General features: G+C 59.4%; 26 protein-coding genes. 12 read left to right on the forward strand and 14 right to left on the reverse strand.

Annotated elements, in window-relative coordinates; genetic code table 11:
* The first annotated feature begins 36 nt into the window (after nt 1-36).
* The 4 genes from oppB to oppF are packed head-to-tail and all read left to right on the forward strand — an operon-like array spanning nt 37 to nt 3,906.
* Nucleotides 37-957, forward strand: a complete 921-nt coding sequence (oppB, locus tag ACJ8M3_RS04395; protein ID WP_004932150.1) for an oligopeptide ABC transporter permease OppB — start codon at nt 37-39, stop codon at nt 955-957.
* A gap of 14 nt (nt 958-971) precedes the next feature.
* On the forward strand, nt 972-1,880 hold the full coding sequence (oppC, locus tag ACJ8M3_RS04400) for an oligopeptide ABC transporter permease OppC (RefSeq protein ID WP_033643297.1): 909 nt from the start codon (nt 972-974) through the stop codon (nt 1,878-1,880).
* An 11-nt stretch (nt 1,881-1,891) separates the two neighbouring features.
* Entirely contained in the window at nt 1,892-2,908 is a 1,017-nt protein-coding gene (locus ACJ8M3_RS04405; protein WP_047574933.1) for an ABC transporter ATP-binding protein, read from the forward strand.
* The gene (oppF, locus tag ACJ8M3_RS04410; RefSeq protein ID WP_019452737.1) at nt 2,905-3,906 is read left to right on the forward strand and encodes a murein tripeptide/oligopeptide ABC transporter ATP binding protein OppF; all 1,002 of its coding nucleotides are present in this window, start codon (nt 2,905-2,907) and stop codon (nt 3,904-3,906) included. Before ACJ8M3_RS04405 ends, oppF begins: the two co-directional genes overlap by 4 nt.
* 73 nt (nt 3,907-3,979) lie before the next feature.
* On the opposite strand, the gene ACJ8M3_RS04415 is transcribed toward oppF, so the two are convergent.
* Nucleotides 3,980-4,303: an HI1450 family dsDNA-mimic protein gene (locus tag ACJ8M3_RS04415; RefSeq protein ID WP_004932139.1), complete on the reverse strand. Its 324-nt coding sequence runs from the start codon at nt 4,301-4,303 to the stop codon at nt 3,980-3,982.
* A gap of 56 nt (nt 4,304-4,359) precedes the next feature.
* Nucleotides 4,360-5,820 (reverse strand): cardiolipin synthase, encoded by a 1,461-nt coding sequence (cls, locus tag ACJ8M3_RS04420; protein ID WP_103101072.1) that lies wholly within the window; start codon nt 5,818-5,820, stop codon nt 4,360-4,362.
* Between the two features lie 242 nt (nt 5,821-6,062).
* Between cls and ACJ8M3_RS04425 the strand changes: the two genes are divergently transcribed.
* Nucleotides 6,063-6,239, forward strand: a complete 177-nt coding sequence (locus ACJ8M3_RS04425; RefSeq protein WP_025159792.1) for a YciY family protein — start codon at nt 6,063-6,065, stop codon at nt 6,237-6,239.
* A 46-nt stretch (nt 6,240-6,285) separates the two neighbouring features.
* Here ACJ8M3_RS04425 and ACJ8M3_RS04430 read toward each other — a convergent pair whose 3' ends face one another.
* Together ACJ8M3_RS04430 and smfY are read right to left on the reverse strand one after the other, a co-directional pair.
* The gene (locus ACJ8M3_RS04430) at nt 6,286-6,777 is read right to left on the reverse strand and encodes a Dps family protein (protein ID WP_019452735.1); all 492 of its coding nucleotides are present in this window, start codon (nt 6,775-6,777) and stop codon (nt 6,286-6,288) included.
* Nucleotides 6,778-6,977: 200 nt separating this feature from the next.
* Nucleotides 6,978-8,450 carry a multidrug efflux MFS transporter SmfY gene (gene smfY / locus ACJ8M3_RS04435; RefSeq protein ID WP_033643294.1) on the reverse strand — a complete coding sequence of 491 codons (1,473 nt, stop codon included), beginning with the start codon at nt 8,448-8,450 and terminating at the stop codon, nt 6,978-6,980.
* Between the two features lie 127 nt (nt 8,451-8,577).
* On the opposite strand from smfY, the gene ACJ8M3_RS04440 reads away from it, so the two are divergent.
* A complete protein-coding gene (locus ACJ8M3_RS04440) occupies nt 8,578-9,141 on the forward strand; it encodes a TetR/AcrR family transcriptional regulator (protein WP_033643293.1) in 564 nt (187 codons plus the stop codon).
* A 143-nt stretch (nt 9,142-9,284) separates the two neighbouring features.
* Here ACJ8M3_RS04440 and ACJ8M3_RS04445 read toward each other — a convergent pair whose 3' ends face one another.
* Genes ACJ8M3_RS04445 through ACJ8M3_RS04465 form a run of 5 tightly spaced genes read right to left on the reverse strand, consistent with a single transcriptional unit; the run spans nt 9,285 to nt 15,440 of the window.
* Entirely contained in the window at nt 9,285-10,292 is a 1,008-nt protein-coding gene (locus ACJ8M3_RS04445) for a substrate-binding domain-containing protein (protein ID WP_033643292.1), read from the reverse strand.
* 33 nt (nt 10,293-10,325) lie between these two features.
* Nucleotides 10,326-11,363, reverse strand: coding sequence for an ABC transporter permease (locus ACJ8M3_RS04450; protein ID WP_033643291.1), 1,038 nt, complete (start codon nt 11,361-11,363; stop codon nt 10,326-10,328).
* A gap of 18 nt (nt 11,364-11,381) precedes the next feature.
* Entirely contained in the window at nt 11,382-12,890 is a 1,509-nt protein-coding gene (locus ACJ8M3_RS04455; protein ID WP_369825822.1) for a sugar ABC transporter ATP-binding protein, read from the reverse strand.
* On the reverse strand, nt 12,884-14,401 hold the full coding sequence (xylB, locus tag ACJ8M3_RS04460) for a xylulokinase (RefSeq protein WP_442514610.1): 1,518 nt from the start codon (nt 14,399-14,401) through the stop codon (nt 12,884-12,886). The genes ACJ8M3_RS04455 and xylB overlap by 7 nt, the downstream gene beginning before the upstream one ends.
* A 4-nt stretch (nt 14,402-14,405) precedes the next feature.
* Nucleotides 14,406-15,440: an NAD(P)-dependent alcohol dehydrogenase gene (locus tag ACJ8M3_RS04465; protein WP_042784692.1), complete on the reverse strand. Its 1,035-nt coding sequence runs from the start codon at nt 15,438-15,440 to the stop codon at nt 14,406-14,408.
* 228 nt (nt 15,441-15,668) lie between these two features.
* On the opposite strand from ACJ8M3_RS04465, the gene ACJ8M3_RS04470 reads away from it, so the two are divergent.
* Together ACJ8M3_RS04470 and ACJ8M3_RS04475 are read left to right on the forward strand one after the other, a co-directional pair.
* Complete coding sequence (locus ACJ8M3_RS04470) at nt 15,669-16,223, forward strand: D-lyxose/D-mannose family sugar isomerase (RefSeq protein WP_042784691.1); 555 nt, start codon at nt 15,669-15,671, stop codon at nt 16,221-16,223.
* A gap of 71 nt (nt 16,224-16,294) precedes the next feature.
* On the forward strand, nt 16,295-17,296 hold the full coding sequence (locus tag ACJ8M3_RS04475) for a LacI family DNA-binding transcriptional regulator (RefSeq protein WP_069100711.1): 1,002 nt from the start codon (nt 16,295-16,297) through the stop codon (nt 17,294-17,296).
* A 37-nt stretch (nt 17,297-17,333) separates the two neighbouring features.
* Here ACJ8M3_RS04475 and ACJ8M3_RS04480 read toward each other — a convergent pair whose 3' ends face one another.
* A complete protein-coding gene (locus tag ACJ8M3_RS04480; RefSeq protein WP_196018362.1) occupies nt 17,334-18,293 on the reverse strand; it encodes a DMT family transporter in 960 nt (319 codons plus the stop codon).
* 91 nt (nt 18,294-18,384) lie between these two features.
* Here ACJ8M3_RS04480 and ACJ8M3_RS04485 point away from each other — a divergent pair, with 91 nt between their 5' ends.
* Nucleotides 18,385-19,239 carry a LysR family transcriptional regulator gene (locus ACJ8M3_RS04485; RefSeq protein ID WP_069100713.1) on the forward strand — a complete coding sequence of 285 codons (855 nt, stop codon included), beginning with the start codon at nt 18,385-18,387 and terminating at the stop codon, nt 19,237-19,239.
* 110 nt (nt 19,240-19,349) lie between these two features.
* Here the strand turns inward: ACJ8M3_RS04485 and ACJ8M3_RS04490 are convergent, their stop codons facing one another.
* Nucleotides 19,350-19,646 carry a YciI family protein gene (locus ACJ8M3_RS04490; RefSeq protein ID WP_147838014.1) on the reverse strand — a complete coding sequence of 99 codons (297 nt, stop codon included), beginning with the start codon at nt 19,644-19,646 and terminating at the stop codon, nt 19,350-19,352.
* A 176-nt stretch (nt 19,647-19,822) separates the two neighbouring features.
* Here ACJ8M3_RS04490 and ACJ8M3_RS04495 point away from each other — a divergent pair, with 176 nt between their 5' ends.
* Together ACJ8M3_RS04495 and tonB are read left to right on the forward strand one after the other, a co-directional pair.
* On the forward strand, nt 19,823-20,476 hold the full coding sequence (locus tag ACJ8M3_RS04495; protein WP_033643282.1) for an epoxyqueuosine reductase QueH: 654 nt from the start codon (nt 19,823-19,825) through the stop codon (nt 20,474-20,476).
* Between the two features lie 235 nt (nt 20,477-20,711).
* Entirely contained in the window at nt 20,712-21,455 is a 744-nt protein-coding gene (gene tonB, locus ACJ8M3_RS04500) for a TonB system transport protein TonB (protein WP_033643281.1), read from the forward strand.
* 70 nt (nt 21,456-21,525) lie between these two features.
* Here the strand turns inward: tonB and yciA are convergent, their stop codons facing one another.
* Nucleotides 21,526-21,954 (reverse strand): acyl-CoA thioester hydrolase YciA, encoded by a 429-nt coding sequence (gene yciA, locus ACJ8M3_RS04505; RefSeq protein ID WP_004932085.1) that lies wholly within the window; start codon nt 21,952-21,954, stop codon nt 21,526-21,528.
* Nucleotides 21,955-22,030: 76 nt separating this feature from the next.
* On the reverse strand, nt 22,031-22,570 hold the full coding sequence (locus tag ACJ8M3_RS04510) for a septation protein A (protein ID WP_033643280.1): 540 nt from the start codon (nt 22,568-22,570) through the stop codon (nt 22,031-22,033).
* 221 nt (nt 22,571-22,791) lie between these two features.
* On the opposite strand from ACJ8M3_RS04510, the gene ACJ8M3_RS04515 reads away from it, so the two are divergent.
* Entirely contained in the window at nt 22,792-24,495 is a 1,704-nt protein-coding gene (locus ACJ8M3_RS04515; RefSeq protein ID WP_033643279.1) for a SulP family inorganic anion transporter, read from the forward strand.
* Between the two features lie 50 nt (nt 24,496-24,545).
* Here ACJ8M3_RS04515 and ACJ8M3_RS04520 read toward each other — a convergent pair whose 3' ends face one another.
* Entirely contained in the window at nt 24,546-25,298 is a 753-nt protein-coding gene (locus tag ACJ8M3_RS04520) for a YciC family protein (protein WP_033643278.1), read from the reverse strand.
* Nucleotides 25,299-25,323 lie beyond the last annotated feature (25 nt).

The following is a 25,323-nucleotide window of genomic DNA, read 5'->3' on the forward strand; positions in this document are numbered from 1 at the left end:
TAAGCCGTCATCAGGCTGTCGCACAGGGTTAGGGCAATGCTGAAATTTATACTTCGTCGCTTGTTGGAAGCGATCCCGACACTATTTATCCTTATTACCATCTCATTCTTCATGATGCGCCTCGCGCCCGGCAGTCCATTTACCGGGGAACGCGCATTGCCGCCGGAAGTCATGGCGAATATCGAAGCCAAATACCATTTGAACGACCCGATCTGGAAACAGTACGGTCATTATCTGGCGCAGCTTGCGCAGGGAGACTTCGGCCCGTCCTTTAAATACAAGGACTATTCGGTCAACGATTTGGTGGCCAGTTCTTTCCCGGTGTCCGCCAAGCTCGGTCTGGCCGCGTTTCTGTTGGCGGTGGTGCTGGGCGTTAGCGCCGGCGTGATCGCGGCGTTGAATCAAAACACCAAATGGGACTATACGGTGATGGGGTTCGCCATGACCGGGGTGGTGATACCCAGTTTCGTGGTGGCGCCGCTCTTGGTGCTGATCTTCGCGATTACGTTGAAATGGCTGCCGGGCGGCGGCTGGAACGGCGGCGCGCCTAAGTTCATCATCTTGCCGATGGTGGCGCTGTCGCTGGCCTATATCGCCAGCATCGCCCGTATCACGCGCGGCTCGATGATTGAAGTGTTGCACTCCAACTTCATTCGCACCGCGCGCGCCAAAGGTTTGCCGATGCGCCGCATCATTTTCCGCCACGCGCTGAAGCCGGCGCTGCTGCCGGTACTGTCCTACATGGGCCCGGCGTTCGTCGGGATCATCACCGGTTCGATGGTGATCGAAACCATCTACGGTCTGCCGGGGATCGGCCAGCTGTTCGTTAACGGCGCGCTGAACCGCGATTACTCCCTGGTGTTGAGCCTGACCATTCTGGTGGGCGCTCTGACCATTCTGTTCAACGCGATCGTCGATGTGCTGTATGCGGTCATCGATCCGAAAATCCGTTATTAATCTGGAGCACGCGAATGATGTTGACTAAAAAGAACAGCGAAGCTCTGGAGCACTTCAGCGAGAAGCTGGAAGTGGAAGGGCGCAGCCTGTGGCAAGACGCGCGTCGGCGCTTTATGCACAACCGCGCGGCGGTCGGCAGCCTGTTCATTCTGGCGCTGATCACGCTGTTTGTGGTGCTGGCGCCGATGCTGTCGCAATTTGCCTACGACGATACGGATTGGGCGATGATGTCCGCCGCGCCGAGCATGGAATCGGGGCACTACTTCGGCACCGACTCCTCCGGACGTGATCTGCTGGTGCGCGTGGCGATCGGCGGGCGCATCTCGCTGATGGTCGGCGTGGCCGCCGCGCTGGTGGCGGTAGTGGTGGGTACCCTGTACGGCGCGATGTCCGGCTATCTGGGCGGTAAGGTCGACTCGGTGATGATGCGCCTGCTGGAGATCCTCAACTCCTTCCCGTTCATGTTCTTCGTGATCCTGCTGGTGACCTTCTTCGGCCAGAATATCCTGCTTATCTTCGTGGCGATCGGCATGGTGTCGTGGCTGGATATGGCGCGTATCGTGCGCGGCCAAACCCTCGGTCTGAAGCGCAAGGAGTTCATCGAAGCGGCGCTGGTGTGCGGCGTCTCCACGCGCAACATCGTGCTGCGGCATATCGTGCCGAACGTGCTCGGCGTGGTGGTGGTGTATGCCTCGTTGCTGGTGCCGAGCATGATCCTGTTCGAATCCTTCCTCAGCTTCCTGGGGCTGGGCACGCAGGAGCCGCTGAGCAGCTGGGGCGCATTGCTCAGCGACGGCGCCAACTCAATGGAAGTTTCACCGTGGTTGCTGCTGTTCCCGGCGGGTTTCCTGGTCGTCACTCTGTTCTGTTTCAACTTTATCGGCGATGGCCTGCGTGACGCCCTCGACCCGAAAGATCGTTAAGGAGTGCAACCATGAGCACCATTGAACATCCTCAACTGCAAACCGCCGCCGGCGTCAAAGCGTCGCCGCTGCTGGACGTGAAAGACCTGCGTGTCACGTTTTCCACCCCGGACGGCGACGTGACGGCGGTGAACGATCTGAACTTCGATCTGCGCGCCGGTGAAACGCTGGGCATCGTCGGTGAATCCGGCTCCGGCAAATCGCAGACCGCGTTCGCGCTGATGGGGCTGCTGGCCAGCAATGGCCGCATCGGCGGCTCGGCCAAATTCAACGGCCGTGAAATCCTCAACCTGCCGGAAAACCAGCTCAACAAGCTGCGGGCCGAAGAGATCTCGATGATCTTCCAGGACCCGATGACCTCGCTCAACCCGTATATGCGCGTTGGCGAACAGCTGATGGAAGTGCTGATGCTGCATAAGAAAATGAGCAAAAGCGAAGCCTTTGAAGAGTCGGTACGCATGCTTGACGCGGTGAAAATGCCGGAAGCGCGTAAGCGCATGCGCATGTATCCGCACGAGTTTTCCGGCGGCATGCGCCAGCGCGTGATGATCGCCATGGCGCTGCTGTGCCGGCCGAAGCTGCTGATCGCCGATGAACCGACCACCGCGCTGGACGTGACCGTCCAGGCGCAGATCATGACGTTGCTCAACGAGCTGAAGCGCGAGTTCAACACCGCCATCATCATGATCACCCACGATCTGGGCGTGGTGGCCGGCATCTGCAACAAGGTGCTGGTGATGTACGCCGGGCGTACCATGGAATACGGCAGCGCGCGCGAGGTGTTCTACCAGCCGAGCCACCCGTATTCCATCGGTCTGTTGAACGCGGTGCCGCGTCTCGACGCCGAAGGCGAGGCGTTGCTGACCATTCCCGGCAACCCGCCGAACCTGCTGCGGTTGCCGAAAGGCTGCCCGTTCCAGCCGCGCTGCCCGTACGCCATGGAACAGTGCGCGAGCGCTCCACCGTTGGAGCAATTTGGGGAAGGGCGCCTGCGCGCCTGCTTTAAACCGGTGGAGGCGTTGGTATGACAGCGGTAACCGACAAGAAAGTGCTGCTCGAAGTGGCCGATCTGAAAGTGCACTTCGACATTCATGACGACAAGCAGTGGTTCTGGCAGCCGCCGAAAACCCTGAAGGCGGTCGACGGCGTTACGCTGCGGCTGTTCGAAGGGGAAACCCTGGGCGTGGTCGGCGAATCCGGCTGCGGCAAATCCACCTTCGCGCGCGCCATCATCGGCCTGGTGAAGGCCACCAGCGGGCGCGTCGCCTGGCTGGGTAAAGATCTGCTGGGCATGAGCGACGCCGACTGGCGCAAAACCCGCAGCGATATCCAGATGATCTTCCAGGATCCGCTGGCTTCGCTCAACCCGCGCATGACCATCGGCGAAATCATCGCCGAGCCGCTGCGCACCTACTATCCGAAAATGCCGCGTCAGGAAGTGAAGGACAAGGTCAAGGCGATGATGCTGAAGGTCGGCCTGCTGCCTAATCTGATCAACCGTTATCCGCACGAGTTCTCCGGCGGCCAGTGCCAGCGTATCGGCATCGCGCGCGCGCTGATCCTCGAACCGAAGCTGGTGATCTGCGACGAGCCGGTCTCCGCGTTGGACGTGTCGATTCAGGCGCAGGTGGTGAACCTGCTGCAGCAGCTGCAGCGCGAAATGGGGCTGTCATTGATCTTTATCGCCCACGATTTGGCGGTGGTGAAGCACATTTCCGATCGCGTGCTGGTGATGTATCTGGGCCATGCGGTGGAGCTGGGCACCTATGACGAGGTGTACCACAATCCGCAGCACCCTTACACCAAGGCGCTGATGTCGGCGGTGCCGATCCCGGATCCGGACAAGGAGAAGGAAAAGCAGATCCAGCTGTTGGAAGGGGAGCTGCCTTCGCCGATCAACCCGCCGTCCGGCTGCGTGTTCCGCACCCGCTGCCCGATCGCCGGGCCGGAGTGCGCCAAGACGCGCCCGCTGCTGGAGGGCAGTTTCCGCCATGCGGTTTCGTGCCTGAAGGTCGATCCGCTGTAATGCGCCGCTAGCCGGCAACAAAAAGCCCCGCTTATTCAGCGGGGCTTTTTTTATCCGAAACGTTAGCGGTGAATCACTCTTTCCACAGAATGTGGCACAGCTTGTGGTCTTTCTCGCGGCAGATCAGCACGCGGGCGAATACGTCGTTGATCGGCTCGCCGTCGCTGTCCGCCAGACCGATCACCACTTCGGCGAAGAAGTCCGGGTTCAGGTCGTAATCCACGTGCTCGCTCCAGTCTTCGGATGGGTCGTACAGTTCTGCGCCGCCGCGCTCTTCAAACTGCAGATTGAACAGCAGAATATCCGCCGGATCCAGATTGTCGCCGGCCAATTCGAGGAAGATGTCGTAGGCCTGTTCCAGCGTTTCGTCTTCGGTAAGGCGGTTATTCAAATCCATAAAAAAATCCTGATAACAAATGATTTGGCGCTATTAAAGCACGCTCGCCGCGGCTTTTACAGCAACGGGCTGAAAAAGTAGAACAGGCGCTCGACCAGGCGGTGCCAGAACGGCCGCTTCAGCCACTCTTTGCCGTTCAGCAGCTTGGAGCGAGCGATGTAATCTTCCTGCACGCAGGCCAGATCGCTGCCGAAGCCGTCGTCGTCGATCACCAGGGTGATTTCGAAATTCAGCCACAGGCTGCGCATATCCAGATTGACGGTGCCGACCAGGCTGAGCTGGCCGTCGACCAGCACGCTCTTGGTATGCAGCAGGCCGCCTTCGAACTGATAGATTTTCACGCCGGCTTCCAGCAGCTCGGAGAAGAACGCCCGGCTGGCCCAGCGCACCATCATCGAATCGTTGTCGCGCGGCACGATGATGCTGACCTCGACGCCGCGCAAAGCGGCGGTGCAGATGGCGTGCAGCAGATCGTCGCTCGGCACGAAGTACGGCGTGGTCATGATCAGCTGTTCGCGCGCGGAATAAACCGCGGTCAGCAGCGCCTGGTGGATCATTTCCTCGGGGAAGCCGGGGCCGGAGGCGATCACCTGAATGGTGTGGCCGCTTTCCTGCTCGAACGGCATGATGTTGACGTCCGGCGGCGGCGGCAGAATGCGCTTGCCGGTTTCAATTTCCCAGTCGCAGGCATAGACGATTCCCATGGTGGTGGCCACCGGGCCTTCCATGCGCGCCATCAGATCGATCCATTGACCGACGCCCGCATCCTGTTTGAAATAGCGCGGATCGACCATGTTCATGCTGCCGGTATAGGCGATGTAGTTGTCGATCAGCACCACCTTGCGGTGCTGGCGCAGATCCATGCGGCGCAGGAATACGCGCAGCAGGTTGACCTTCAGCGCTTCGACCACTTCGATGCCGGCGTTGCGCATCATCGCCGGGTAGGGGCTGCGGAAAAATTGCAGGCTGCCGGCGGAGTCCAGCATCAGACGGCAGTGTACGCCGCGCCGCGCGGCGGCCATCAGCGATTCGGCCACCTGATCGACCAGGCCGCCGGGCTGCCAGATATAGAACACCATTTCGATGTTGTGGCGCGCCAGCTCGATGTCGCGGATCAGCGCTTTCAGCGTGTCGTCGGTGGTGGTGAGCAACTGCAGCTGGTTGCCCTTGACGCCGTCGATGCCCTGGCGGCGGTTGCACAGCTGGAACAGCGGTTCGGCGACTTTACTGTATTCGGTGGCGAAGATGCGGCGACTCTCTTTCAGCTCTTTCAGCCAGCGCGCGGTCGACGGCCACATGGCCTTGGCGCGCTCGGCCCGGCGCTTGCCCAGATGCAGCTCGCCGAACGATAAATAGGCGACGATGCCGAACAGCGGCAGAATATAGATAACCAGCAACCAGGCCATGGCAGAGGGAACCGCACGGCGTTTCATCAAAATGCGCATCGTCACGCCGGCGATCAGCAGCCAGTAGCCGAACACCATGAGCCAACTGATTACGGTATAAAATGTTGTCATAAAGGCGAAAAATCCCGTTCGCAAACCACCAATGATGAGTGTACGCACAGATCGGTCAAGGCGAAACCTTTTATCGGCGCTTATGTTACATAAATATGATGAAGTTAAGGCACTTGCCGAAATCGAAAGGGCGGCTTTTAGCGGCGCGGCGCCTGCGATGTCGCCGATAACGGCGACTTGGATCGCGGGCTGAAAGGGCTATAATGCCCGCGGTTGGCATTAGACGAACGAGTGACGGAATTATGAGACGCAGTAGAAATGAAGTGGGCCGTTGGCGAATGTTGCGGCAGAGCCAACGCCGTCGGCATCGTTGGCTGGAGCGCCAGTCTTGCAGCAATCGCCATATTATCCGGGTGCGCCGTCGCCTGGACGATCAGCATCGGCGCGCGCTGCTGTTTGCGGTATCCTGCGAGTGGTAAAACGAAAACAGTCCCGTGAGGGACTGTTTTGTTATGGCGCCTGGGTTTATTTGCCGAGGTAGGCGTTGAGCATCCAGACCTGTTTTTCCTGCTCTTTGATGTAATCGCTCATCAGCGACGCGGTGCCTTCGTCGCCGGCGTCCGCCGCGACCGTCAGCAGTTCACGCTGCTGTTGCAGCAAGATTGAATACCCTTCCAACAGGCCGCGCAGCGTGCCCTTATCATCGGTCACATTGGTGTGTTCCTTGATATCGGCGGTTTTCAGATAGTCGCTGTAAGCGTGGCGCGGCTGCGAGCCCAGCGTCAGAATGCGTTCCGCCAGCTCATCCACCTTGGTCAGCAGATCGTTGTAAGTTTCTTCGAATTTCGCGTGCAGCTCAAAGAATTGCGGGCCGGTAATATTCCAGTGATAGCCGCGCACGTTCATATACAGCACCTGATAATTCGCCAACAGCGCATTTAGCGCTTCGGCGAGTTTTGCCGATTGTTTACTGTCGAGGCCGATATGGGTTTTCGCTGCTTTCTTCGCCGTTGCCATAATAATCTTCTCCTGATTATTCGTTCCAAGGGTAGACAGAATCAATTTCCATAGCTGTTACAGTAACCGGATTTATCGCAGGGTTAAACACGATAACAGGCATCATTGCCATCGCTCAAACCGATGACGATAAATCCGTCGAGCAAATTGCCGAATCAGTTTACGCAGGATCCGCAGGCGAAAAAAGTCGCTTTTATCGGTTACTTGCGCAGCGCCAGTTTTACCACGCCGGCGCCCAGCGCCATTAACAGCGCGGCGGCGATCAGCACCATGATAAACGCGCGATCGAAGGCCAAACGCGCCAACTGCGTCAGCTGCTGCGCGCGATCGGCCGCCATCCCGGCCGCCAGGCGCAACGCCTCGTCGATGCTGTCGTAGGCCAACTCGCTGACCGGCAGCTCCGCCGGCAGCGCCAGACTATGGCTGTAGACCGCCGTCATCAGCCCGCCGAGCAACGTCACGCCCAGTACGCCGCCCAGCTCGTAGGAGACGTCTTCGATAGAGGCCGCCATACCGGATTTCTCCTCCGGCGCGTTCAGCATGATGGCGGTGGACGCGGCGGTGATCACGCCGCCGAGACCAAAGCCCACCAACGCCAGGCTCACCAGCTGCAGCGCTATGCTGCTTTGATACAACAGGGCGAGGCCGGCGATGCCGAAGGCGGTCAGGGCGAAACCGCCGAGGATGATGCTGCGTTCGCCATAGCGCGGCAACAGTAAACCGGCCATCGGCCCCGCCAGCGCCGAGGCCAGCGGGATCGGCAAGATGAACAGCGCCGCCTGCAGCGGACTGAGGCCGAGCACCAGCTGCAGGCGTTGGCTGAGCACCAGCTCGACGCCGATCAGGGCCACCATCGACAGCAGCGCCACGCCGATGCCGCCGGCGAACAGCCGGTTGCGGAACAGGGAGAAATCGATCATCGGGTGGGCGCTGCGCTGCTGGCGACGCACGAACAGCGCCAGGAACAGGATGCCGATCAGGGCCGCTGCGAGCAACGCGCTGACGTCAGGCGCCGGCTTACTCAGTTCCTTCAGCGCATAGATAGCGCCGACCAGACCGATCATGATCTGCACCGAGCCGACGATATCGGCGGGGCGCGGGTTATCGCCGCCGCAGCGGGGGATCAGTTTCCACGCCAGCGGCCAGACCAGCAACACCACCGGTACGTTGATCAGGAACACCGATCCCCACCAGAAATACTCCAGCAGCAGGCCGCCGACCACCGGGCCGATGGCCGCGCCGCCCGAGGCCACCGAGGCCCAGATGCCGATCGCCAGCGCGCGTTCGCGTTCGTCGGTAAAGACGTGGCGCACGATGGACAGCGTGGCGGGCATCATCATTGCTGCGCCAACGGCGAGGAACACCCGTGCGGCGATCAGCCATTCGGCGGTGGGCGAAAAGGCGGCGCACAGCGAAGCGACGGCAAACACCGGCAGCCCGGCGAGAAACAGCCGCTTATGGCCGACGCGATCGCTCAGCATGCCGGCGCCGGGCAGCAGCCCGGCGACCACCAGCGGGTAGGCGTTGACGATCCAGAGTTTTTGCGAGGCGCTGGCGTCCAGCGCCTGGGTTAAACGTGGCAGAGCGGTATAGAGCACCGTCATGTCGATAACAATCAGGAAAAGGGCGCTGGCGACCATCGTCAGGATCAACCAGCGGTTCTTGGCGTACATAAGTCATAATCCAGTTTACGTGGGCGACGCGAAGGCGCCGCCATTGCGGTAACCCTCCGGCGATGCCGGGTGGTATACTGGTGATAATATATATCCATACGTTCGTATTGAAAAGAAGGGTTTCTTAATGGGACGTCAACGCAGCATCGATCGCGACAAGGTTTTGGACACCGCCGAAGAGATCGTCGCCACCCAGGGCGCCGCCGGTTTAACCATCGACGCCGTCGCCAAAGCGATGGGGATCTCCAAGGGCGGGGTGCAGTATTGCTTCGGCAGCAAAGACGCCCTGATCGACGCGATGTTCGATCGCTGGGGCAGCGCCTATGAAACGCTGTTCGCGGAGATCGCCGGCGACGATCCTTCGCCGCAGACCAGCGTGCGGGCGCATATGTTGGCTACCCAAAGTTCGGATCAGACCGCCAGCGCCAAGGCCGCCGGGTTGATGGCGACGCTGATTCAAACGCCGGAGCATCTGGCGAGCACGCGCGAATGGTATCGCAGCCGCATCGCCGGGCTGGATTTGACTACCGAAGAGGGTAAGCGCGCGCGGCTGGCGTTTCTGGCCACCGAAGGCGCCTTTATGCTGCGTTATTTCGGTTTGATGGATATCGGCCAGGCGGAATGGGAAACGATGTTCGCCGATATGCAGGCGTTGATTTTAACGGGCAGCGCCTATCGCACTGATAGCTAGTAAAGCGTGCGGCGAAAGGCGTATGTTTATCGCACAAGATATTCCCTCGAAGAACTTTTTAGCCAGCCCCTCCGTGCTGGCTTTTTTTTTGCCTGCGGCAAGCTTCGGAGCAAAGGCCCCCTGAGTGCAGGGGGCGCCGGACATTACTTGCGCGCGTCCAACAGTTGCTGGGCATTCTCTGCGGTGACGACGGTCCACGGAATATAATAATGCTTCTGCGTGCCGCCCTCCCATTTCAGATCTTTGGCGTACTGTTTCCAGATATCCGACTGTGGTTGATAACTTTCCCCTTTCACGGCGCGCAGCGCGACGTCGATGGAACCCTGCATCTGGCCTTTGGCATCTTGCAGGATAGAGACCATTTCACCGGCCTGCACCGCATGAATCGCGTCGGAAACGCCGTCGACGCCCGCAATGGCAAAGTCTTTCACGTTCAGGCCGGCCCCTTTAATCGCTTCGATGGCGCCCAGCGCCATCTCGTCGTTCTGGCCAATCACGCCGTTGATTTTGCCCCGGTGTTTCTGCAGCCAGTTTTCCATCAGCGGCTGCGCTTCAGCGCGTGACCAGTTGGCCGTTTTACGTTCAAGCACGGTCACCTGGCCGGCGCCGCACTCGGCAATCGCTTTATCATTGCCCTTGCCGCGCTGGATCTCGCCGCTGCCGCCTTTCGGGCCTTCGATAATCACCACGTTCACCTTCTGGTTCTTGCAGTCGAGTTTGTCCAGTACGGCTTTGGCTTCCAGATACCCGCCCAGCTCGTCATTAGACACCACTTCAGACGTCATCGCGTCCGTGTTCAGGCGCGCGTTGGTGACCACCACCGGGATTTTGGCTTCGTTGGCATTGGTGACGATATCGATATTGGCCTCAAAATCCATCGGGTTGACGATAATGGCATCGGCGCGCGTCTGGATAGCGGTGGCGGCCTGATCGTTTTGCACCGATGCATCATAACGCCCATCGTAGAAAGTCAGTACGGCTTCGCCGCTTTTCACCGCCGGGTGTTCCTTGCCGAACCTTTCCATCAATTGCACGAACTCGGCTTTGTTGCCGTACATCAATACCGCGATTTTAACCGGGGCGGCCTGAGCCGCCGACAGGCTGCCGAACAGCATGGCAGAGGCAAACAACGCTATCTTGGTCTTATTCATGGTTTTCTCCTGGTAGAGTTGGGTCTGATGTTATTAATCGCGCTGTTGCTTACGCGAGGGGTCGAGCAAGACGGCAAGAACGATCAATGCGCCTTTGATAATTTGTTGGTAGTACGATTGCACGCCGAGCAGATCGAGGCCGTTATTCATCACCCCGATAATCAGCACGCCGAAGAAGGTGCCGACCAGCGTACCGACGCCGCCGGCCATGCTGGTGCCGCCGATCACCACCGCCGCGATGGCGTCCAGCTCATACCCAGCGCCGGCGTTGGTTTGCGCCGAACCGGTGCGCGCGGTGAGGATCAGGCCGGCGATGCCGGCCAGCGCGCCGCACAGCGTATACACCAGTATTTTGATGCGCGTGACGTTAATCCCCGAGGTGCGCGCGCTTTTCGGGTTGCCGCCGACGGCGTAGATGTAGCGCCCGAAGAGGGTTTTATTCAGCACGAGCCAGGCGAGGGCGAACAGCACGATGAAGATGATGACGGGCACCGGAACGCCGCCGACATAGCCATTGCCTAACCAGCGGAAATCGCTGTTCAATTGCGATACTGGATTGCCGTTGGTGGTCAACATGGTTAACCCGCGCGCCGCGGAGAGCATGCCCATGGTGACGATAAACGGCTGCAACCGGTAGCGAGCCAACACGGTGCCGTTCACCAGGCCGCAGACGATGCCGATCCCCAGCGCCACGATCAGCGGCGCCATAACGGCGGTCGCGGTATCACCGATAGCCAATCCGCTATTGTTGGTGGCGAAGCGGGCGGCGACGATGCCGCTTAACGCCAGCACCGAGCCGACGGAGAGATCGACGCCTGCCGTGATGATGACGAAGGTCATGCCTATCGCCAGAATGCCGTTGATCGAGACCTGGCGCAGTACGATCAGGGTGTTTTCATTGCTGAGAAAATAATTGCTGCTCCAGGCTCCCTGGGCGACCTGATATTCGCCAATCAGCGCCACGATCAGGCACAGCGCGAAAAAGGCGATGATAATGCCGTATTTGTGCATACGGCGCTTATTGCGGGTGAAAAATGACATTCCTGGTGATAAGGAGTGGGCGCTGCTCATTTTGTTTTTCTCTCTCTGTTAAACCGCAAGTTTCATCAGTGCTGCCTGAGTCGCATCGGCTGCCGCAAGCTCGCCGGCCAACTGCCCGTCACGAAACACCAGGATGCGATCGCTCATGCCGATAATTTCCGAAAGCTCGGAGGAAACCATGATGATCCCTTTGTTTTGCAAGGCGAACTCCGACATAAATCGATAGATCTCTTTCTTGGCGCCGACGTCGATACCGCGCGTCGGCTCGTCGAGCAACAACACCTCCGGCTCCAACAGCGCCCAGCGGCCCAGCACCACTTTTTGCTGGTTGCCGCCGCTCAGGTTGCCCACGGGCTGTTCGCCATCGTGGGTTTTAACGTTAAAGCGCTGGATCATGTCGCGGGTTCGCGCTTGCTCCCGTTTTTCGCTGACGAACCCCATTCGGCTTATGCCGGCAAAAGAGGCGATATTGATGTTTTCACTGACGGAACGGCACAGCACCAGGCCGGTTTCCTTGCGATCTTCCGTCACGTAGGCAATGCCGCTGTCGATGGCCTCTCGCGGGGAATGGCGGTTAAGCGTCTTGTCGCCCAAGCGGATCGTGCCGCTGTCGGCATGCTGAATGCCGAAGATAAGATCGAGAAACTCGCTGCGGCCCGATCCCACCAGGCCGTAGATGCCCAGGATCTCACCGTGCTTAAGCTGCAGGCTGATATCCTTTATCTTGCTGCGCCAACACAGACCGTTGACCTCCAGCAAGACCTCTTCGCCGGGTTGATTGAACTTGGCGAACTCGCTGTCGTACTCGCCGCCGATAATGTGTTCGATCAACTGCTCGCGGGTAATGTCGGCGATATAGCCTTCATGGATATAGGCGCCGTCGCGGAAAATGGTGTAGCTGTCCGCGATTTGGAATATCTCGGACAAACGGTGGGAGACGTAGATAATGCCTTTACCTTTCGCCGCCAGTTGCTGAAGCGTATGAAAGATTTTTTGCGCATCCTCTTCGCCAATCGCCGAGGTGGGTTCATCCATGATGATGATGTCGGCATTGGCGTGCGACAGCGCTTTGGCGATCTCGACCAGTTGCTGCTCGGCGACGCTCAGGTTGCGCATTTTTTCTCGGGCGTCGATCTTGAAATCAAGTTCCTCGAGCAGACGGGTGGTGCGTTGGTTGAGCGTCGCAAAGTCGACGAACCCCAGGCGTCTCGGCTCGCGGCCCAGCCAAATGTTTTCTGCCACCGTCAGGTCCGGGATCGCGCTCAGCTCCTGCTGCACGATGGCGATGCCGGCATTGAGGGCTTCCCGGGGATGATGAAATTCACAGCGTTGACCATTGATAAAAATGTCGCCGCCATCGGGTTGAATAAAGCCCATCAGAATGCTGAGAAAGGTGGATTTCCCCGCGCCGTTGCCGCCGCACAGGGCATGGATGGATCCGCGCCGCAGGCAAAACTCGGCGTTCTTGAGCGCCACGACCGGGCCAAAGGCTTTCCTGACGCCACTGACTTCCAGCAGGTAGGCAGGGGCTTGCGTATGGGGATCTCGCGTCACGATTGAACCTCCGGGTATGTCCGCTGCAAACGCTGCAGGTACCGTTGATAAAGCGTCTCGTATTGCGTTTGCCTGTCGGCGTTTGGCGTCGTGCGTGTGGCTTCATCCAGGGAAACGAAGCGTTGGCACAGTTCAGCCAAGAGCCCGGCGGCGTTCTGGTGCGGGCGATCGGCCAACGACGTCGCCCACATCGCTTGAATGGCGCCGCCCAGCGCGGCGGTCTCTTTGACGTTCAGGCAGACCACCGGGCACCCCATCACGTCCGCGACGATTTGTCGCCAGGCGGCGCTGCGGGCGCCGCCGCCGGTGAGGCGGATCTCGCGCGTTTCGATGCCCTGGCGACGAAACAGCTCGATGCCATAGCGCAGGCCGTAGGTGGCGCTTTCAACCACCGCCAGGCAGAGATTGGCGCGAGTAAAATTGTCGCTATCGAGGTTATGCAGGCTGGCGCGCGCGTGGGGCAGCGGGGGAACGCGTTCGCCGTTGAAGAACGGCAGCATCTCGACGCCGCCGGCACCCGGCGCCGCCTGCGCCAATAAGCGGTTAAAGCCGTCAAGATCTTCGTCCAGCAGCGTCTGCATGGCCGTGGTGGCCGAGGTGACATTCATGGTGCATATCAAGGGCAGCCACCCGTTGGTGCTGGAGCAGAAACCGGCAATCATGTCGGATTCCGCCACGACGGGCACGGCGGACCAGGCGAATAGCGTGCCGGAGGTGCCGAGGCTCAGGGTAACGGTGCCGGCCTCGATGTTGCCGGAACCGATGGCCGCCATCATGTTGTCGCCGCCGCCGGTCGAGACCCGAACTGCCGGGCCGAGGCCGAGCTTTTCCGCCACGAAGGGGTGCACCGTGCCGATGCAGCATTCCGCGCTTTTGAGCGGCGGCAGGGCATGCCATAAACGGCCGCTGTCATCGATAAGATTGACGGCGGCTTGACTCCAGCTACGGGTGCGCACATCGAACAGCCCGGTGCCGGAAGCATCGCCATATTCCGCTACACGCTCCCCGGTCAACCAGAAGTTCAAATAATCATGCGGCAGCAGCACGGTGTGCAGTTTTGCCCAGAGCGCCGGATGGTGCGTCTTGAACCAAAGGATTTTTGACGCGGTATAACCGGTGGCGACCCGCAGGCCGAGCTTGTCCAGCGAGCCCTTGGCGCCGCCGAGCCGCTGCAGCAGCAGTTCGTTTTCCTCCGCGGTTTCGGTATCGCACCACAGCTTGACGCTGTGCAGCACGTTGCCGTCTGCGTCCAGCGGCACAAATCCATGCTGTTGGCCCGAGACCCCCAGAGCGTTAATTTCCCCGGCATCAATACCGGCGTTAGTCACGGCTTGGCGAAACGCGGTGACCAACGCCTCAATCCACCAGTCGGCCTCTTGTTCGCGCCGGCCATTGGCTTGGCTGATGAGGCGGTGAGGGGCGCTGCCCTCACCGAGGATCACGCCCTGTGTGCTGTCGACAATCACGACTTTCGTGCCTTGCGTACCGCAGTCTATGCCAGCATAGAGCGCCATAGGATCACTCCATTTCCAGCATGATTTTGATGTCCGAGGCATGTCCCGCCGCCGCGCGCTCGAAGGCGGCCACGCTGTCGGAGAATTTGTAGGTTTGGCTTATCAACGGCTGGACGCGCAATTTGCCGCTGCTCAACAGCCGCAGCGTGCGCGGATACATGTTGGCGTAGCGGAAAATGGTCTTGAAGGTGATTTCCTTGGCCTGCGCTGCGACGATATCCATCGGCGCGGCGTCGATCGGCATGCCGACCAGCACGGCGGTTGCCCCTGGCGCCGCATGTTCGGCCAGCGTAGCGATAGCCGGTTTTGCGCCGCTGCATTCAAACACGATATCGACGCCATTGCCGCTGGTGAACGCAGCCACTTTACCCGCCAGGTCGCCGGTTTTGATATTGACGGCGTGCAGCCCTTCATAGCTGGCCGCCACGGCGAGTTTCTCGTCAAACAGGTCGCAGATAATGACGTCCGAGCAGCCACCCGCCAGCGCCGCGAGGGCGGTGACCACGCCGATCGGTCCAGCGCCGATCACCAGCGCGATATCGCCGGGTTTGATCCCGGCTTTGGTGGCCGCTTGCATGCCGATGGCCAGGGGTTCAACCATGGCGCCTTCAGCGAAACTGACGTTGTCCGGCAGTTTGAACGTGAATGCGGCGGGGTGGATGACGGTTTCGCGCAAACAGCCGTGCACCGGCGGCGTCGCCCAAAAGCGAACGGCGGGGTCCAGGTTGTAAATCCCGGCGCGCGTCTGCGCCGAGTTGAGGTCGGGAATGCCGGGCTCCATGCAAACGCGATCGCCGACGCTGAGGTGAGTGACGTTTTCACCTGTCGCGAGTACCACGCCGGCGGCCTCATGGCCGAGCACCATCGGGGCTTTGACCACAAACGGGCCAATGCGGCCATGCTGGTAATAGTGCACATCGCTGCCGCAGATGCCCACGGAATGAATTTTTATCTGTACATCGTCGGGCCCCAGCGTTTCGGCCAGTTGGACGTCCTCGATAGCGATTTCCCCCGCTTTGGCCAGCACTAATGCTTTCATATTGCCTCCTGGTGAATCATTTTTATGGTAACGGTATCATTTCAATGCGGCGATAGTGAGCCAATGCGGGTGGTTAAACTGTGATCAATGTTGGAATTGCTCGACGAGAGTTAATTTTGCTGGCGGGTTGTTATTCAATATAGCGACGGTGGTCACAAAATCGGCGTGGCAATGACGGTTTTAATATCGGCCTGTTGATATCGATACCGTTACTTTGCCGGGGGAATGATGAACAAACAACAAAGCGCCAGAGCCGCTACGCTGGAGTATTTGCGCCAGGCGGACATTATCTTGACCGAAGAAGAACAGCAACGCATTGAAATTGCGACGTTTGGTCTGGCCGACTATCCCGCGTCCGGGTTGCAGCTGCTGACCTACGTCAACTCACCTCGGTATTGCGCGAAAGAGCTGGTGCTGTTTCCTGGGCAGACTTGCCCGGAACATTTACACCCTCCCTTTGCCGGCACGCCCGGCAAGCAAGAGACGTTCCGTTGCCGTTGGGGAGAGGTGTTTTTGTTTGTCGATGATGAAAGTCTGACGCCCAACGATCGCGGCGGCCAACCGGTATGCCGGGTGCCGGAGGGCGCGGAGCAGTGGTATACCTGTCATCGCTATATCCTCTTGCGGCCGGGGGAACAATACACCATTGCGCCCAATACCCGTCACTGGTTTCAGGCGGGGAAGCAGGGCGCGGTGGTGTCTGAGTTCTCTTCCGAGAGCCGTGACGAGCTGGATATTTTTACCGATCCGCGAATTAACCGTCTTGCCGGCGTAAACCATTAGCGCCAAGAACAAAGTTCTGTCATGATGCCGGGAATGATACAAAATGATACCTTCAAGCTAAGGAGCTGCATTTGGCCGTGGGTCGAGGACGGAAAGCGACGCTGGCTAGCGTCGCCGCACAGGCGAACGTCAGCAAAATAACCGCTTCGCGGGCATTTTCACAGCCGGACAAGGTCCATCCGGAAACGTTGAGGAGAATTCGGGAGACCGCCGCCGAACTCGGTTACGTGGTCAATGCCGCGGCGCGCAATCTGCGGGCGAAAAGCAGCAGAACCATTGGCATCGTCAACCCCGACATGGCCAACCCATTCTTTGGCGGCCTGACGCGTCTGATGACGCTTGAAGCGCAAAAGATGGGGTACGACACGCTGGTGTTCGACTCCTATGAGTCTCAGGAAAGCGAAGACAGGATCATCGACAAACTCATTGGCTACAACGTCGATGCGATTATTCTCTCGGTTATTTCCAACGATCATCTGTACCGGCCTTCCTACCTCAAACGTCTGGAAACGCTCAATATACCGGTGGTGTTGATCGATCGGGAATTGGAGAGTCACCACTGCAGCGGGGTGTATATTGATAATCTGGATTGCGGCCTTCAGGCGGGGCGTTGGCTTCTGGAACAGCAGGCGCAGCGGGTGGTGGTGATCTCCGGGCCGGAGAATTCCAACGTTGCACGTGACAGGGTCACTGGCTTGCAGGCGGCATTGCAAGGGAAGGTGGCTTCGCTCGACGTGCGGTATGCCGATTTCTTTATGGATGCCGCCTGGCAAGAGACGAGCCGCTGGCTGGCCAATAACCCCGCCCCCGATTTTTTCGTCGGCTGCAATAACCAGATCTCGCTGGGCATCATCAAGGCCTGTATCGAACATCGGTTGCCGTTGATGCAGGACGTGTCGTTGTTCAGCATCGATGAGGTTTCACATGCCGAGATCTACGGTTTCCATTTCCCCTGTGTGTCACACGACTTGCAAGAGATCGCCTGGCAAGCGTTGAATCTGGCGATCCGCCGTATTGCCGATCCTGAGATAAAGCCGGGCAAGGTGGTGGTGCGGGGAAAACTCGTCGTGTAACGGTGCCGGCAACGTGTAGCCGACATCTCCGTTAACCTTATCTGCCATTATTCATTTCAGCGCGTTCAGTCCGGCCCCTCATCGGGGGGCGGATAAGCAGCCACAAGCCGCTCCCCGCCGTTGCTGCGCCCAGCAGCATGGGCCAGGAAAGGGGCTCATCGAACATTAACCATGCCCAGCAGAAGGTGACGAAGGGGCTGAGGAACAGCAGGCTCGTCACACGCAATGCAGAGGTATGCCTAAGGCAGAACCAATACAAACCGTAACCGGCCAGGGTGGCCAAAAGCGCGGTCCAAAGCACGCCGATAACCAACCCTGTCGTCATGGTTGGCAGCAGCGGGTTTTCTGCGCCTGCCAGTGGGGCAAAAGCCAGCGCTGAAATCGCGCTTTGTATCCCCAACCTGGCGGGCAGGCTCACCGCTTGCGCCTGCGGCAGCCGTTGCTGCCACAGCGTCGCCAGTGCCAGTGACAGCATCCCCGCCAGCGGCAACAGGTAGCTCCACAATGGCGCACTTCCCCAGGAAATAGCACCGCCCGTCGCCAATATCACCCCGAGAGAGCCTAATGCCAGGCCGAGCCAGACGCGGCCATCGGGCAGCCGGCGTAGAAACAGCATGTTCAAGAGTGCGGTGCCGAGAGGGAGCAAATCGGCGATGAGCGCGGCCAACCCGGTCGGCACGCCGTACTCGATGCCTTTACTGACGCCGGTCAGGTATCCGGTCATGGCAAGCAGCCCGATCCCGGCATGAGCGGCTACCGACTGCGACGAGGAGCGCCTGATGGCGCGAAGGCTAAACGGCATCAGCAGTAAAGCGACCACGACACAGCGCCAGAACGCCACCAGCAACACCGGCGCGTAATCGGCGGCGAAACGGATGCCGACAAAGCCCGAGCTCCAGGCGACGATCAGCAGGACTTCCGCTGCCGGCAACCAGACGGCGGCTTTGTCGCCCACCTTATCGCGGCAGGAAGGTGGACGAAATTCTGACAGGGGCATGGTGATCTTCTCCTTTTTCCCCAAGGGTAGTGAGCCGCTATAATTTAATAAATCGAATAATTTTCGTTCAGTTGTTTAATGGAGTTAAACCATGCGGCCAACCCTGGACATTAATCTTTTGCGCACTTTTCACGCCATCGCCCGTTTGGGGCAATTTCGTGCGGCGGCGGCCTTTGTTCATCGCAGCCCAGCCGCGGTGAGCGTTCATATTCAGCGTCTGGAACAGGTCGTGGGCGGCCGCTTGCTGGAGCGCGACAATCAGTCCGTCGTGTTGACGCCCTTAGGCGAAAAACTGCTGGCCTCGACGCTCGGGCTGTTGAATGCCCACGACGATATTCTGCGTGAGCTGCAGGGCGCACCGCTGAGTGGGCACATCAAGCTGGGAGTGCCTGATGAATACGCATCACATGTCATGCGCGATGTGCTGCCGGCGTTTGCCACCCGTTTTCCTGCGGTGATGCTGGAGGTGTCTACGGCCGCCAGCCAGGCGTTGGTTGAACAGATCGGACGCAACCGGCTACAGCTGGCGTTGGCGGTGCTGCCGATGGGGGGACTGCGCCAGATGCCGCTTGCGGTGACTGCGCCGGTTTGGGTTGGCGGCCGCCGGTTGGCGCTGGATATGGCCCAACCGATACCATTGGCGTTGCATGCCGCCGATTGCCCTTACCGAGAGGCTATGATCGATGCATTGAGCGGGGCGGGAAGGCATTGGCGAGTGGTTGTGAGCAGCCCTTCGGCCAGCGTGGTGGCTGCCGCCGTCGAGGCAGGATTGGCCGTCACGCTGCTCGACCGCGCACGCGTGACGGCGGCGATGCGGATCCTCGACGAATTGCCGTCGGTCGCTCCGCACGAAGTGCAGCTGCTGCGCTCTGCCGCTGCCGCCGGTCAATCGGCGGTGGCGATGCTGGAAAGCGTTATCGGTGAGTATTTCCGGGGCGGAACATGAATATCGACCGCGCGGGGAAGACGACCCGAGCGCGGCGGTCAAGCAGAGGTGTGGCTAGCGCCGGAAACGCCGTATAACGGGGCGTTCCCGGGATTGAAACCTGTCGCGGGTCAGAACACCTGCTTGAACGGCTTCACCGTCACGTCGGCGTAGACGCCGGCGGCGACGTACGGATCCTGCTGTGCCCAGGCCTGGGCTTCCGCCAGTGAGGCGAACTCGGCGATCACCGTTGAACCGCTGAAGCCGGCGGCGCCGGGATCGTTGCTGTCGATGGCCGGGTTAGGGCCGGCGACCACCAGACGGCCGGCGTCACGCAGCGCCTGCAGGCGCGCCAGATGTGCCGGGCGCACCGCCAGACGGTTTTCCAGTGAGTGGGGGACGTCTTGCGCGTAGATCAGATAAAGCATATTTCACCTGTAAAATCATGGCTATAAAACGGTGCTACCAAGGTAGCGCAAAAGGCGCGGCAGGGGAACGGCGCGCGGTGAATTTATGGGGGGGATTGGCGCTTATGCCTTGAAGCCGCTACTTTTTATTCGTATAGTGCGGCGCGCTTAAACAGATATGCCATTGAGGTGAGGACATGACGGAACTGGTAAGGGAAAAACTCGATTTGCCTGCGGGCAAAAGCAAACTGCTGCTGCATTCTTGCTGTGCGCCCTGTTCCGGCGAGGTGATGGAAGCGATCCAGGCGTCCGGCATCGAGTACGCTATTTTCTTCTACAACCCCAACATTCACCCGCAAAAAGAGTATTTGCTGCGTAAGGAAGAGAACATCCGTTTCGCCGAAAAGCACGGGGTGCCGATCATCGATGCCGATTATGACACCGACAACTGGTTCGAACGCGCCAAGGGCATGGAGCATGAGCCGGAGCGCGGCATTCGCTGCACCATGTGCTTCGACATGCGTTTTGAGCGCACGGCGCTGTATGCGCATGAGCACGGTTACGACACCATCTCTAGCTCGCTCGGCATCTCGCGCTGGAAGAACATGCAGCAGATTACCGACTGCGGCATTCGGGCGGCGGAAAAGTATCCCGATCTGGTGTATTGGGATTACAACTGGCGCAAGAAGGGCGGCGCGGCCCGCATGATAGAGATCAGCAAGCGCGAACGCTTCTATCAGCAGGAATACTGCGGCTGCGTCTATTCGCTGCGCGACACCAACCTGCACCGCAAAGCGCAAGGGCGGCCGCTGATCAAACTGGGCGTGCTCTACTATGGTGATGAAGAATAACGCTTAATCACCGCAATCCACCCGCTACGGCGGGTTTTTTATTTTTTAGCGCCGTCTGAACGTTAACGAAGCGTGTTGATTCGGCGGTAAAAAAGCAACGTTCAGGTTAATATCCTTATGAGTTTGCTGGTTTTCGCCGCGGAGACTGACGATTAAAGCGATAGTTTGCCTTTCGTTATTGAATATGATTGCTATTTGCATTTAAACTTGGCGAACCAGAGGAAACAGAATCATTATGCCGCTAAAAAAGATGTTCCTTAATCGCCGTATATCCGTGCCTTTCGTCTTGTCCGTAGGCCTGCACAGCGCCCTGGTGGCGGGACTGCTTTACGCTTCGGTAAAAGAAGTGGTTGAGCTGCCAAAGCCTGAAGAGGCGCCGATCAGCGTCATGATGGTCAACACCGCCGCGATGGCTGAACCGCCGCCGCCTGCTCCGGCAGAACCGGAGCCGCCGCAGGTGGAACCTGAGCCGGAACCTGAACCAGAACCTATTGTGGAGCCGCCGCCGAAGGCGATTGTAAAACCGGAGCCGGTCAAGCCGAAACCGAAGCCCAAGCCAAAGCCGAAGGTAGAAAAACCGGTGAAACCGGAGCCGAAGAAGGTCGAGCCGCGCGAGCCTTCGCCGTTCAATAACGACTCGCCGGCCAAACCGATCGATAAAGCGCCGGTGAAACAAGCGCCCGCCGCGCCGGTACAGGGCAACTCGCGCGAGGTCGGGCCAAAACCGATCAGCCGTGCGGAACCGATTTATCCGCCGCGCGCCAGAGCCTTGCAGATCGAAGGCAACGTGCGGGTGCAGTTCGATGTTGACAGCGATGGCCGCGTGACCAACGTGCGCATCTTGTCGGCTGAGCCGCGCAACATGTTCGAGCGAGAAGTGAAACAGGCGCTGCGCAAATGGCGGTATCAAGCCAAAGAAGCGAAGGATCTTATCGTCAATATTCGTTTCAAGCTGAACGGCACCACCGAAATGAACTGATTTCGGTTTGCGCCAAGAAAAAAAGGGTCGCCTCGGCGACCCTTTTTGCATTTGCGGCGCAGCCGCAGGCTTACTCTTCGAAGCCGACGCGGAAATTCATTTTACCCTCAGGCAGCGCGCGCGAGTTGCCTTCCGCATCGACCGCCACGTAGGTGAACACCGCTTCGGTCGCCCGGTAACGTTGGCCGATTGGGGCGGAGGAGACTTTCTTTACCCACACTTCGATATTGATGGTGATCGAGCTGCGCCCGGTGCGGATGCAGTGCGCATAGCAGCAAACCACGTCGCCTACCGCCACCGGTTTCAGGAAGGTCATGCCGTCTACGCGTACCGTCACTACGCGCCCCTCGGCGATCTCTTTTGCCTGGATGGCGCCGCCGATGTCCATTTGCGACATCAGCCAGCCGCCGAAAATATCGCCGTTGGCATTGGTATCGGCCGGCATCGCCAGCGTGCGCAGCACCAGCTCGCCGCTGGGTAAAGGTCGTTGTTGTGTCATAGCAGTCTGCTTTTAAAAGGAGGGAATCACATCATACTGCCCGCGGCAAGCGCCGCAGGCATTAACAAATTTGTAACTATTTTTTCTGTTCTGCCGGCATGTGCCGGTAAATATAGATGCCGCTGAGCAGGGTGAATACCAGCGTCAGCACCGTCAGGCCAAAGACTTTGAAATTGACCCAGACGCTTTGCGGCAGCCAGAAGGCGACATAGATGTTCGCCAGGCCGCAGGCCAGGAAGAAGAGGGCCCAGGCCAGGTTGAGGTTGCTCCACACTTTGTCCGGCAGCGTCAGCTCTTTGCCCAGCATGCGCTGAACCAGCGGCTTTTTGAGCACCCACTGGCTGATCAGCAGCGCCAGCGCGAACAGCGCGTAAATCACCGTCACTTTCCACTTGATGAATAAATCGTTGTGGAACACCAGCGTCAGGGTGCCGAACACCAGCACCATCAGGAAGGTGATCAGCGTCATCTTCTCGACCTTGCGGTATTTCACCCAGGTGAACACCAGCGCCAGCGCGGTGGCGACGATCAATGCGCCGGAAGCGACGTAAATGTCGTACAGCTTGTAAAAAGCGAAAAAGACAATTAACGGGAGGAAATCAAGAAACTGCTTCATAAATCAATCCATCATCTGTTCATCGGCCGACTATACCGGATTCGGCGAGTTCTGTGTACCGCCGGGCGCTGCCGATTATCGGCGTTTGGCCGGCGGATTTCTGCCGCGAAAGCAGGAATTTGCATAAACTTACGCAAGAAAGCACGGGCGCATTGCCAGCGCTGGCCGCAGATCGCATAGTAAGTGCCATAATAACCAGATAATTTACCGCGGAAAACAGCATGCAGTGGAAATCTCTCCAGGCCCTGACGCCTGGTTTGACGCATTTATTGGGCTATCAACGCAGTTGGCTCAAACCGGATATGCGCGCCGGTCTTTCCGTCGCCGCCGTCGCCTTGCCGGTGGCCATCGCCTATGCCGAACTGGCCGGGGTTAGCCCGGTGGTGGGGCTTTATTCCTGTATCTTGCCGATGGTGGCCTATGCGCTGTTCGGTTCGTCACGCCAGCTGATCGTCGGGCCCGATGCCGCCACCTGTGCGGTGATCGCCGCGGTGGTGACGCCGCTGGCGGCGGGCAATATGGAACGCCATTGGCAGTTGACCATCATGATGACCGCGATGATGGGCGGCTGGTGCCTGTTGGCCAGCCGGTTCAAGCTGGGGGCGCTGGCGGATCTGCTGTCGCGGCCGATCCTCAGCGGGCTGCTGAACGGCGTGGCGCTGACCATCATCGTCGATCAGATCGGCAAGGTGTTGGGGTTCACGGTGCGCCCGGCGCAGCTGATCGAGCGCATCTACGCGCTGCCGGCCAACCTGTTGCACAGCGACTGGCTGACGATGGCGGTGTCCTTGCTGACGCTGGTGACGCTGCTCGGATTTAAAAAATGGCGGCCTAACTGGCCGGCGCCGCTGTTCGCCATCGTGCTGGCGGCGTTCGTCACCTGGGCGGGCGGATTGCAGCAGTATGGCGTGGTGACGGTGGGCGGTTTCAGCGGCGTGTTGCCGATCGTCCAGTGGCCGGACTTTCAGCCCGGGCTGCTGCGCGACATGGTGATCCCGGCGCTCAACCTGGCGGTCGTGAGCTTTGTCAGCATGATGCTGACCGCCCGCAGTTTCGCGGCCAAAAACGGCTATGAGGTCAACGCTGACGCTGAGTTTCGCGCGCTGGGGATGGTGAATATCGTCTCCGCATTGTCGCAAGGCTTCGCCATCAGCGGGGCGGATTCGCGCACCGCGGTGAATGACGCCAACGGCGGCAAGAGCCAGCTCGTGTCGATCATCGCCGCCGCGGTGATCGCTTTCGTCTTGCTGTTCCTGATGGCGCCGCTGCAGTTTATTCCGGTGGCGGGATTGGGCGTGGTGCTGATGTATGCGGCCTGGTCGCTGCTGGATTTTCGCGGCATCTGGATCTTGCGCCGCCGCAACGCACAGGCTTTCCGCCTGGCGATATTTACCTTCCTCAGCGTCTTGTTGGTCGGGGTGATCAGCGGCATCGGGCTGGCGGTATTGCTGGGGCTGATGCAGTTTCTGCACACCGTCTTTCGGCCGACGGAACAGCTGCTGGGCGTTAACGACGAAGGCATGATCCATTCCATGGGCAACAACAATGGGGTGAAGGCGGTGCCCGGCGTCATGATGTATCGCTTCAATTCGCCGCTGACCTACTTCAACGTGGCCTACTTCAAACGCCGCATTCTCAATTTGGTCGACAGTACGCCATTCCAGCCGCGCTGGGTGGTGGTGGACGCGGTGGCCAGCTTTACCCATGCCGATATCAGCGTGCTGGCGGCCATCGACGAACTGAAACGCGATCTGTTGCAGCGTAACGTCAAACTGGTGCTGGCCGGGCGCCGCACTGAACTGACGCGCTGGTTCCGCATCAATCGGTTGGGGCGGGACAAGGAGCTGATTTTGGTGCCGGATCTCTATCTGGCGCTGAAGCTGATTCAGAGTAAGGAACAGGCTGAAGCCGCCGCGGTGGGGTAAACAAAAAGGGGCGCGCCGAAGCGTGCCCCTGGGCATTTGTTGCGCCGGCGTCAGCCGCGCAGCAGCATATACAAACGGAACAGATAGATCAGCAGCAGGGCGGAGACCAGGTTGCTTAACGCGGTCAGCACGACGCTGGCCACGTTCGGCGTCAGCACTGACAGATGGCTCACTAAAAACAGCACCAGCAGCTTGGCCGCCAACCACAGCATCATCGCCGGCACAATCACGCGCGCATTGGCGAAGGCCAATTTGCTGCTCAGCTTGAGCGAAGCGAAGACGCCTTTCTTGTCGACGGAGGCGATCACTGGCGCCAACGCGAAGGCGATAGCCATGATCACGCCCGGCACCACGAACAGCGTCAGGCCGAGCTGGATCAGCAAGGTGCAGATAAACAGCAGCAGCAGCAGGCGCGGCAGATCGGGCGCCGAGGCGCCGAGCGCGCGCAGGGCGCTGGTGCGTTGCCCCTGAGACACCAGACGGATCAACGTCAGCATCCCACCGACCAGCAGCACGTTGCCGACCAGCGCGGAGAACGTGGCGGCGGCCGACACTTTCAGCAACACCATCTGCTGTTCCGGCGTCATCTGCTGGATCACGTCCTGAATGCCCATGCCGGTCGACGACGCAAAATCGCTGGTGGAGGCGGCCAGCGTCGCCAACTGTTCGGCATCGGGGCTGAAAGCTTGGTTCAGCAGCACCGAGATAAACGCCGTCAACAGCGCCAGCATCAGGATGCTGGCCAGTTGATTGCGTAAAAAGTTAAAACTGTCACGGTACAAAGCGTTGGCCGTGATAGGCATGCAGACTCCTTGGCGTCGAGAAAAC

The sequence above is a fragment of the Serratia sp. CY55921 genome (assembly GCF_052167655.1).
GTDB classification, from domain to species: Bacteria; Pseudomonadota; Gammaproteobacteria; order Enterobacterales; family Enterobacteriaceae; genus Serratia; species Serratia ureilytica.

Coding starts and splice junctions, on each gene's coding strand:
- oppB (WP_004932150.1), top strand. CDS start 37: ATGCTGAAATTTATACTTCGTCGCTTGTTGGAAGCGATCCCGACACTA.
- oppC (WP_033643297.1), top strand. CDS start 972: ATGATGTTGACTAAAAAGAACAGCGAAGCTCTGGAGCACTTCAGCGAG.
- ACJ8M3_RS04405 (WP_047574933.1), top strand. CDS start 1,892: ATGAGCACCATTGAACATCCTCAACTGCAAACCGCCGCCGGCGTCAAA.
- oppF (WP_019452737.1), top strand. CDS start 2,905: ATGACAGCGGTAACCGACAAGAAAGTGCTGCTCGAAGTGGCCGATCTG.
- ACJ8M3_RS04415 (WP_004932139.1), bottom strand. CDS start 4,303: ATGGATTTGAATAACCGCCTTACCGAAGACGAAACGCTGGAACAGGCC.
- cls (WP_103101072.1), bottom strand. CDS start 5,820: ATGACAACATTTTATACCGTAATCAGTTGGCTCATGGTGTTCGGCTAC.
- ACJ8M3_RS04425 (WP_025159792.1), top strand. CDS start 6,063: ATGAGACGCAGTAGAAATGAAGTGGGCCGTTGGCGAATGTTGCGGCAG.
- ACJ8M3_RS04430 (WP_019452735.1), bottom strand. CDS start 6,777: ATGGCAACGGCGAAGAAAGCAGCGAAAACCCATATCGGCCTCGACAGT.
- smfY (WP_033643294.1), bottom strand. CDS start 8,450: ATGTACGCCAAGAACCGCTGGTTGATCCTGACGATGGTCGCCAGCGCC.
- ACJ8M3_RS04440 (WP_033643293.1), top strand. CDS start 8,578: ATGGGACGTCAACGCAGCATCGATCGCGACAAGGTTTTGGACACCGCC.
- ACJ8M3_RS04445 (WP_033643292.1), bottom strand. CDS start 10,292: ATGAATAAGACCAAGATAGCGTTGTTTGCCTCTGCCATGCTGTTCGGC.
- ACJ8M3_RS04450 (WP_033643291.1), bottom strand. CDS start 11,363: ATGAGCAGCGCCCACTCCTTATCACCAGGAATGTCATTTTTCACCCGC.
- xylB (WP_442514610.1), bottom strand. CDS start 14,401: ATGGCGCTCTATGCTGGCATAGACTGCGGTACGCAAGGCACGAAAGTC.
- ACJ8M3_RS04465 (WP_042784692.1), bottom strand. CDS start 15,440: ATGAAAGCATTAGTGCTGGCCAAAGCGGGGGAAATCGCTATCGAGGAC.
- ACJ8M3_RS04470 (WP_042784691.1), top strand. CDS start 15,669: ATGAACAAACAACAAAGCGCCAGAGCCGCTACGCTGGAGTATTTGCGC.
- ACJ8M3_RS04480 (WP_196018362.1), bottom strand. CDS start 18,293: ATGCCCCTGTCAGAATTTCGTCCACCTTCCTGCCGCGATAAGGTGGGC.
- ACJ8M3_RS04485 (WP_069100713.1), top strand. CDS start 18,385: ATGCGGCCAACCCTGGACATTAATCTTTTGCGCACTTTTCACGCCATC.
- ACJ8M3_RS04490 (WP_147838014.1), bottom strand. CDS start 19,646: ATGCTTTATCTGATCTACGCGCAAGACGTCCCCCACTCACTGGAAAAC.
- ACJ8M3_RS04495 (WP_033643282.1), top strand. CDS start 19,823: ATGACGGAACTGGTAAGGGAAAAACTCGATTTGCCTGCGGGCAAAAGC.
- tonB (WP_033643281.1), top strand. CDS start 20,712: ATGCCGCTAAAAAAGATGTTCCTTAATCGCCGTATATCCGTGCCTTTC.
- yciA (WP_004932085.1), bottom strand. CDS start 21,954: ATGACACAACAACGACCTTTACCCAGCGGCGAGCTGGTGCTGCGCACG.
- ACJ8M3_RS04510 (WP_033643280.1), bottom strand. CDS start 22,570: ATGAAGCAGTTTCTTGATTTCCTCCCGTTAATTGTCTTTTTCGCTTTT.
- ACJ8M3_RS04515 (WP_033643279.1), top strand. CDS start 22,792: ATGCAGTGGAAATCTCTCCAGGCCCTGACGCCTGGTTTGACGCATTTA.
- ACJ8M3_RS04520 (WP_033643278.1), bottom strand. CDS start 25,298: ATGCCTATCACGGCCAACGCTTTGTACCGTGACAGTTTTAACTTTTTA.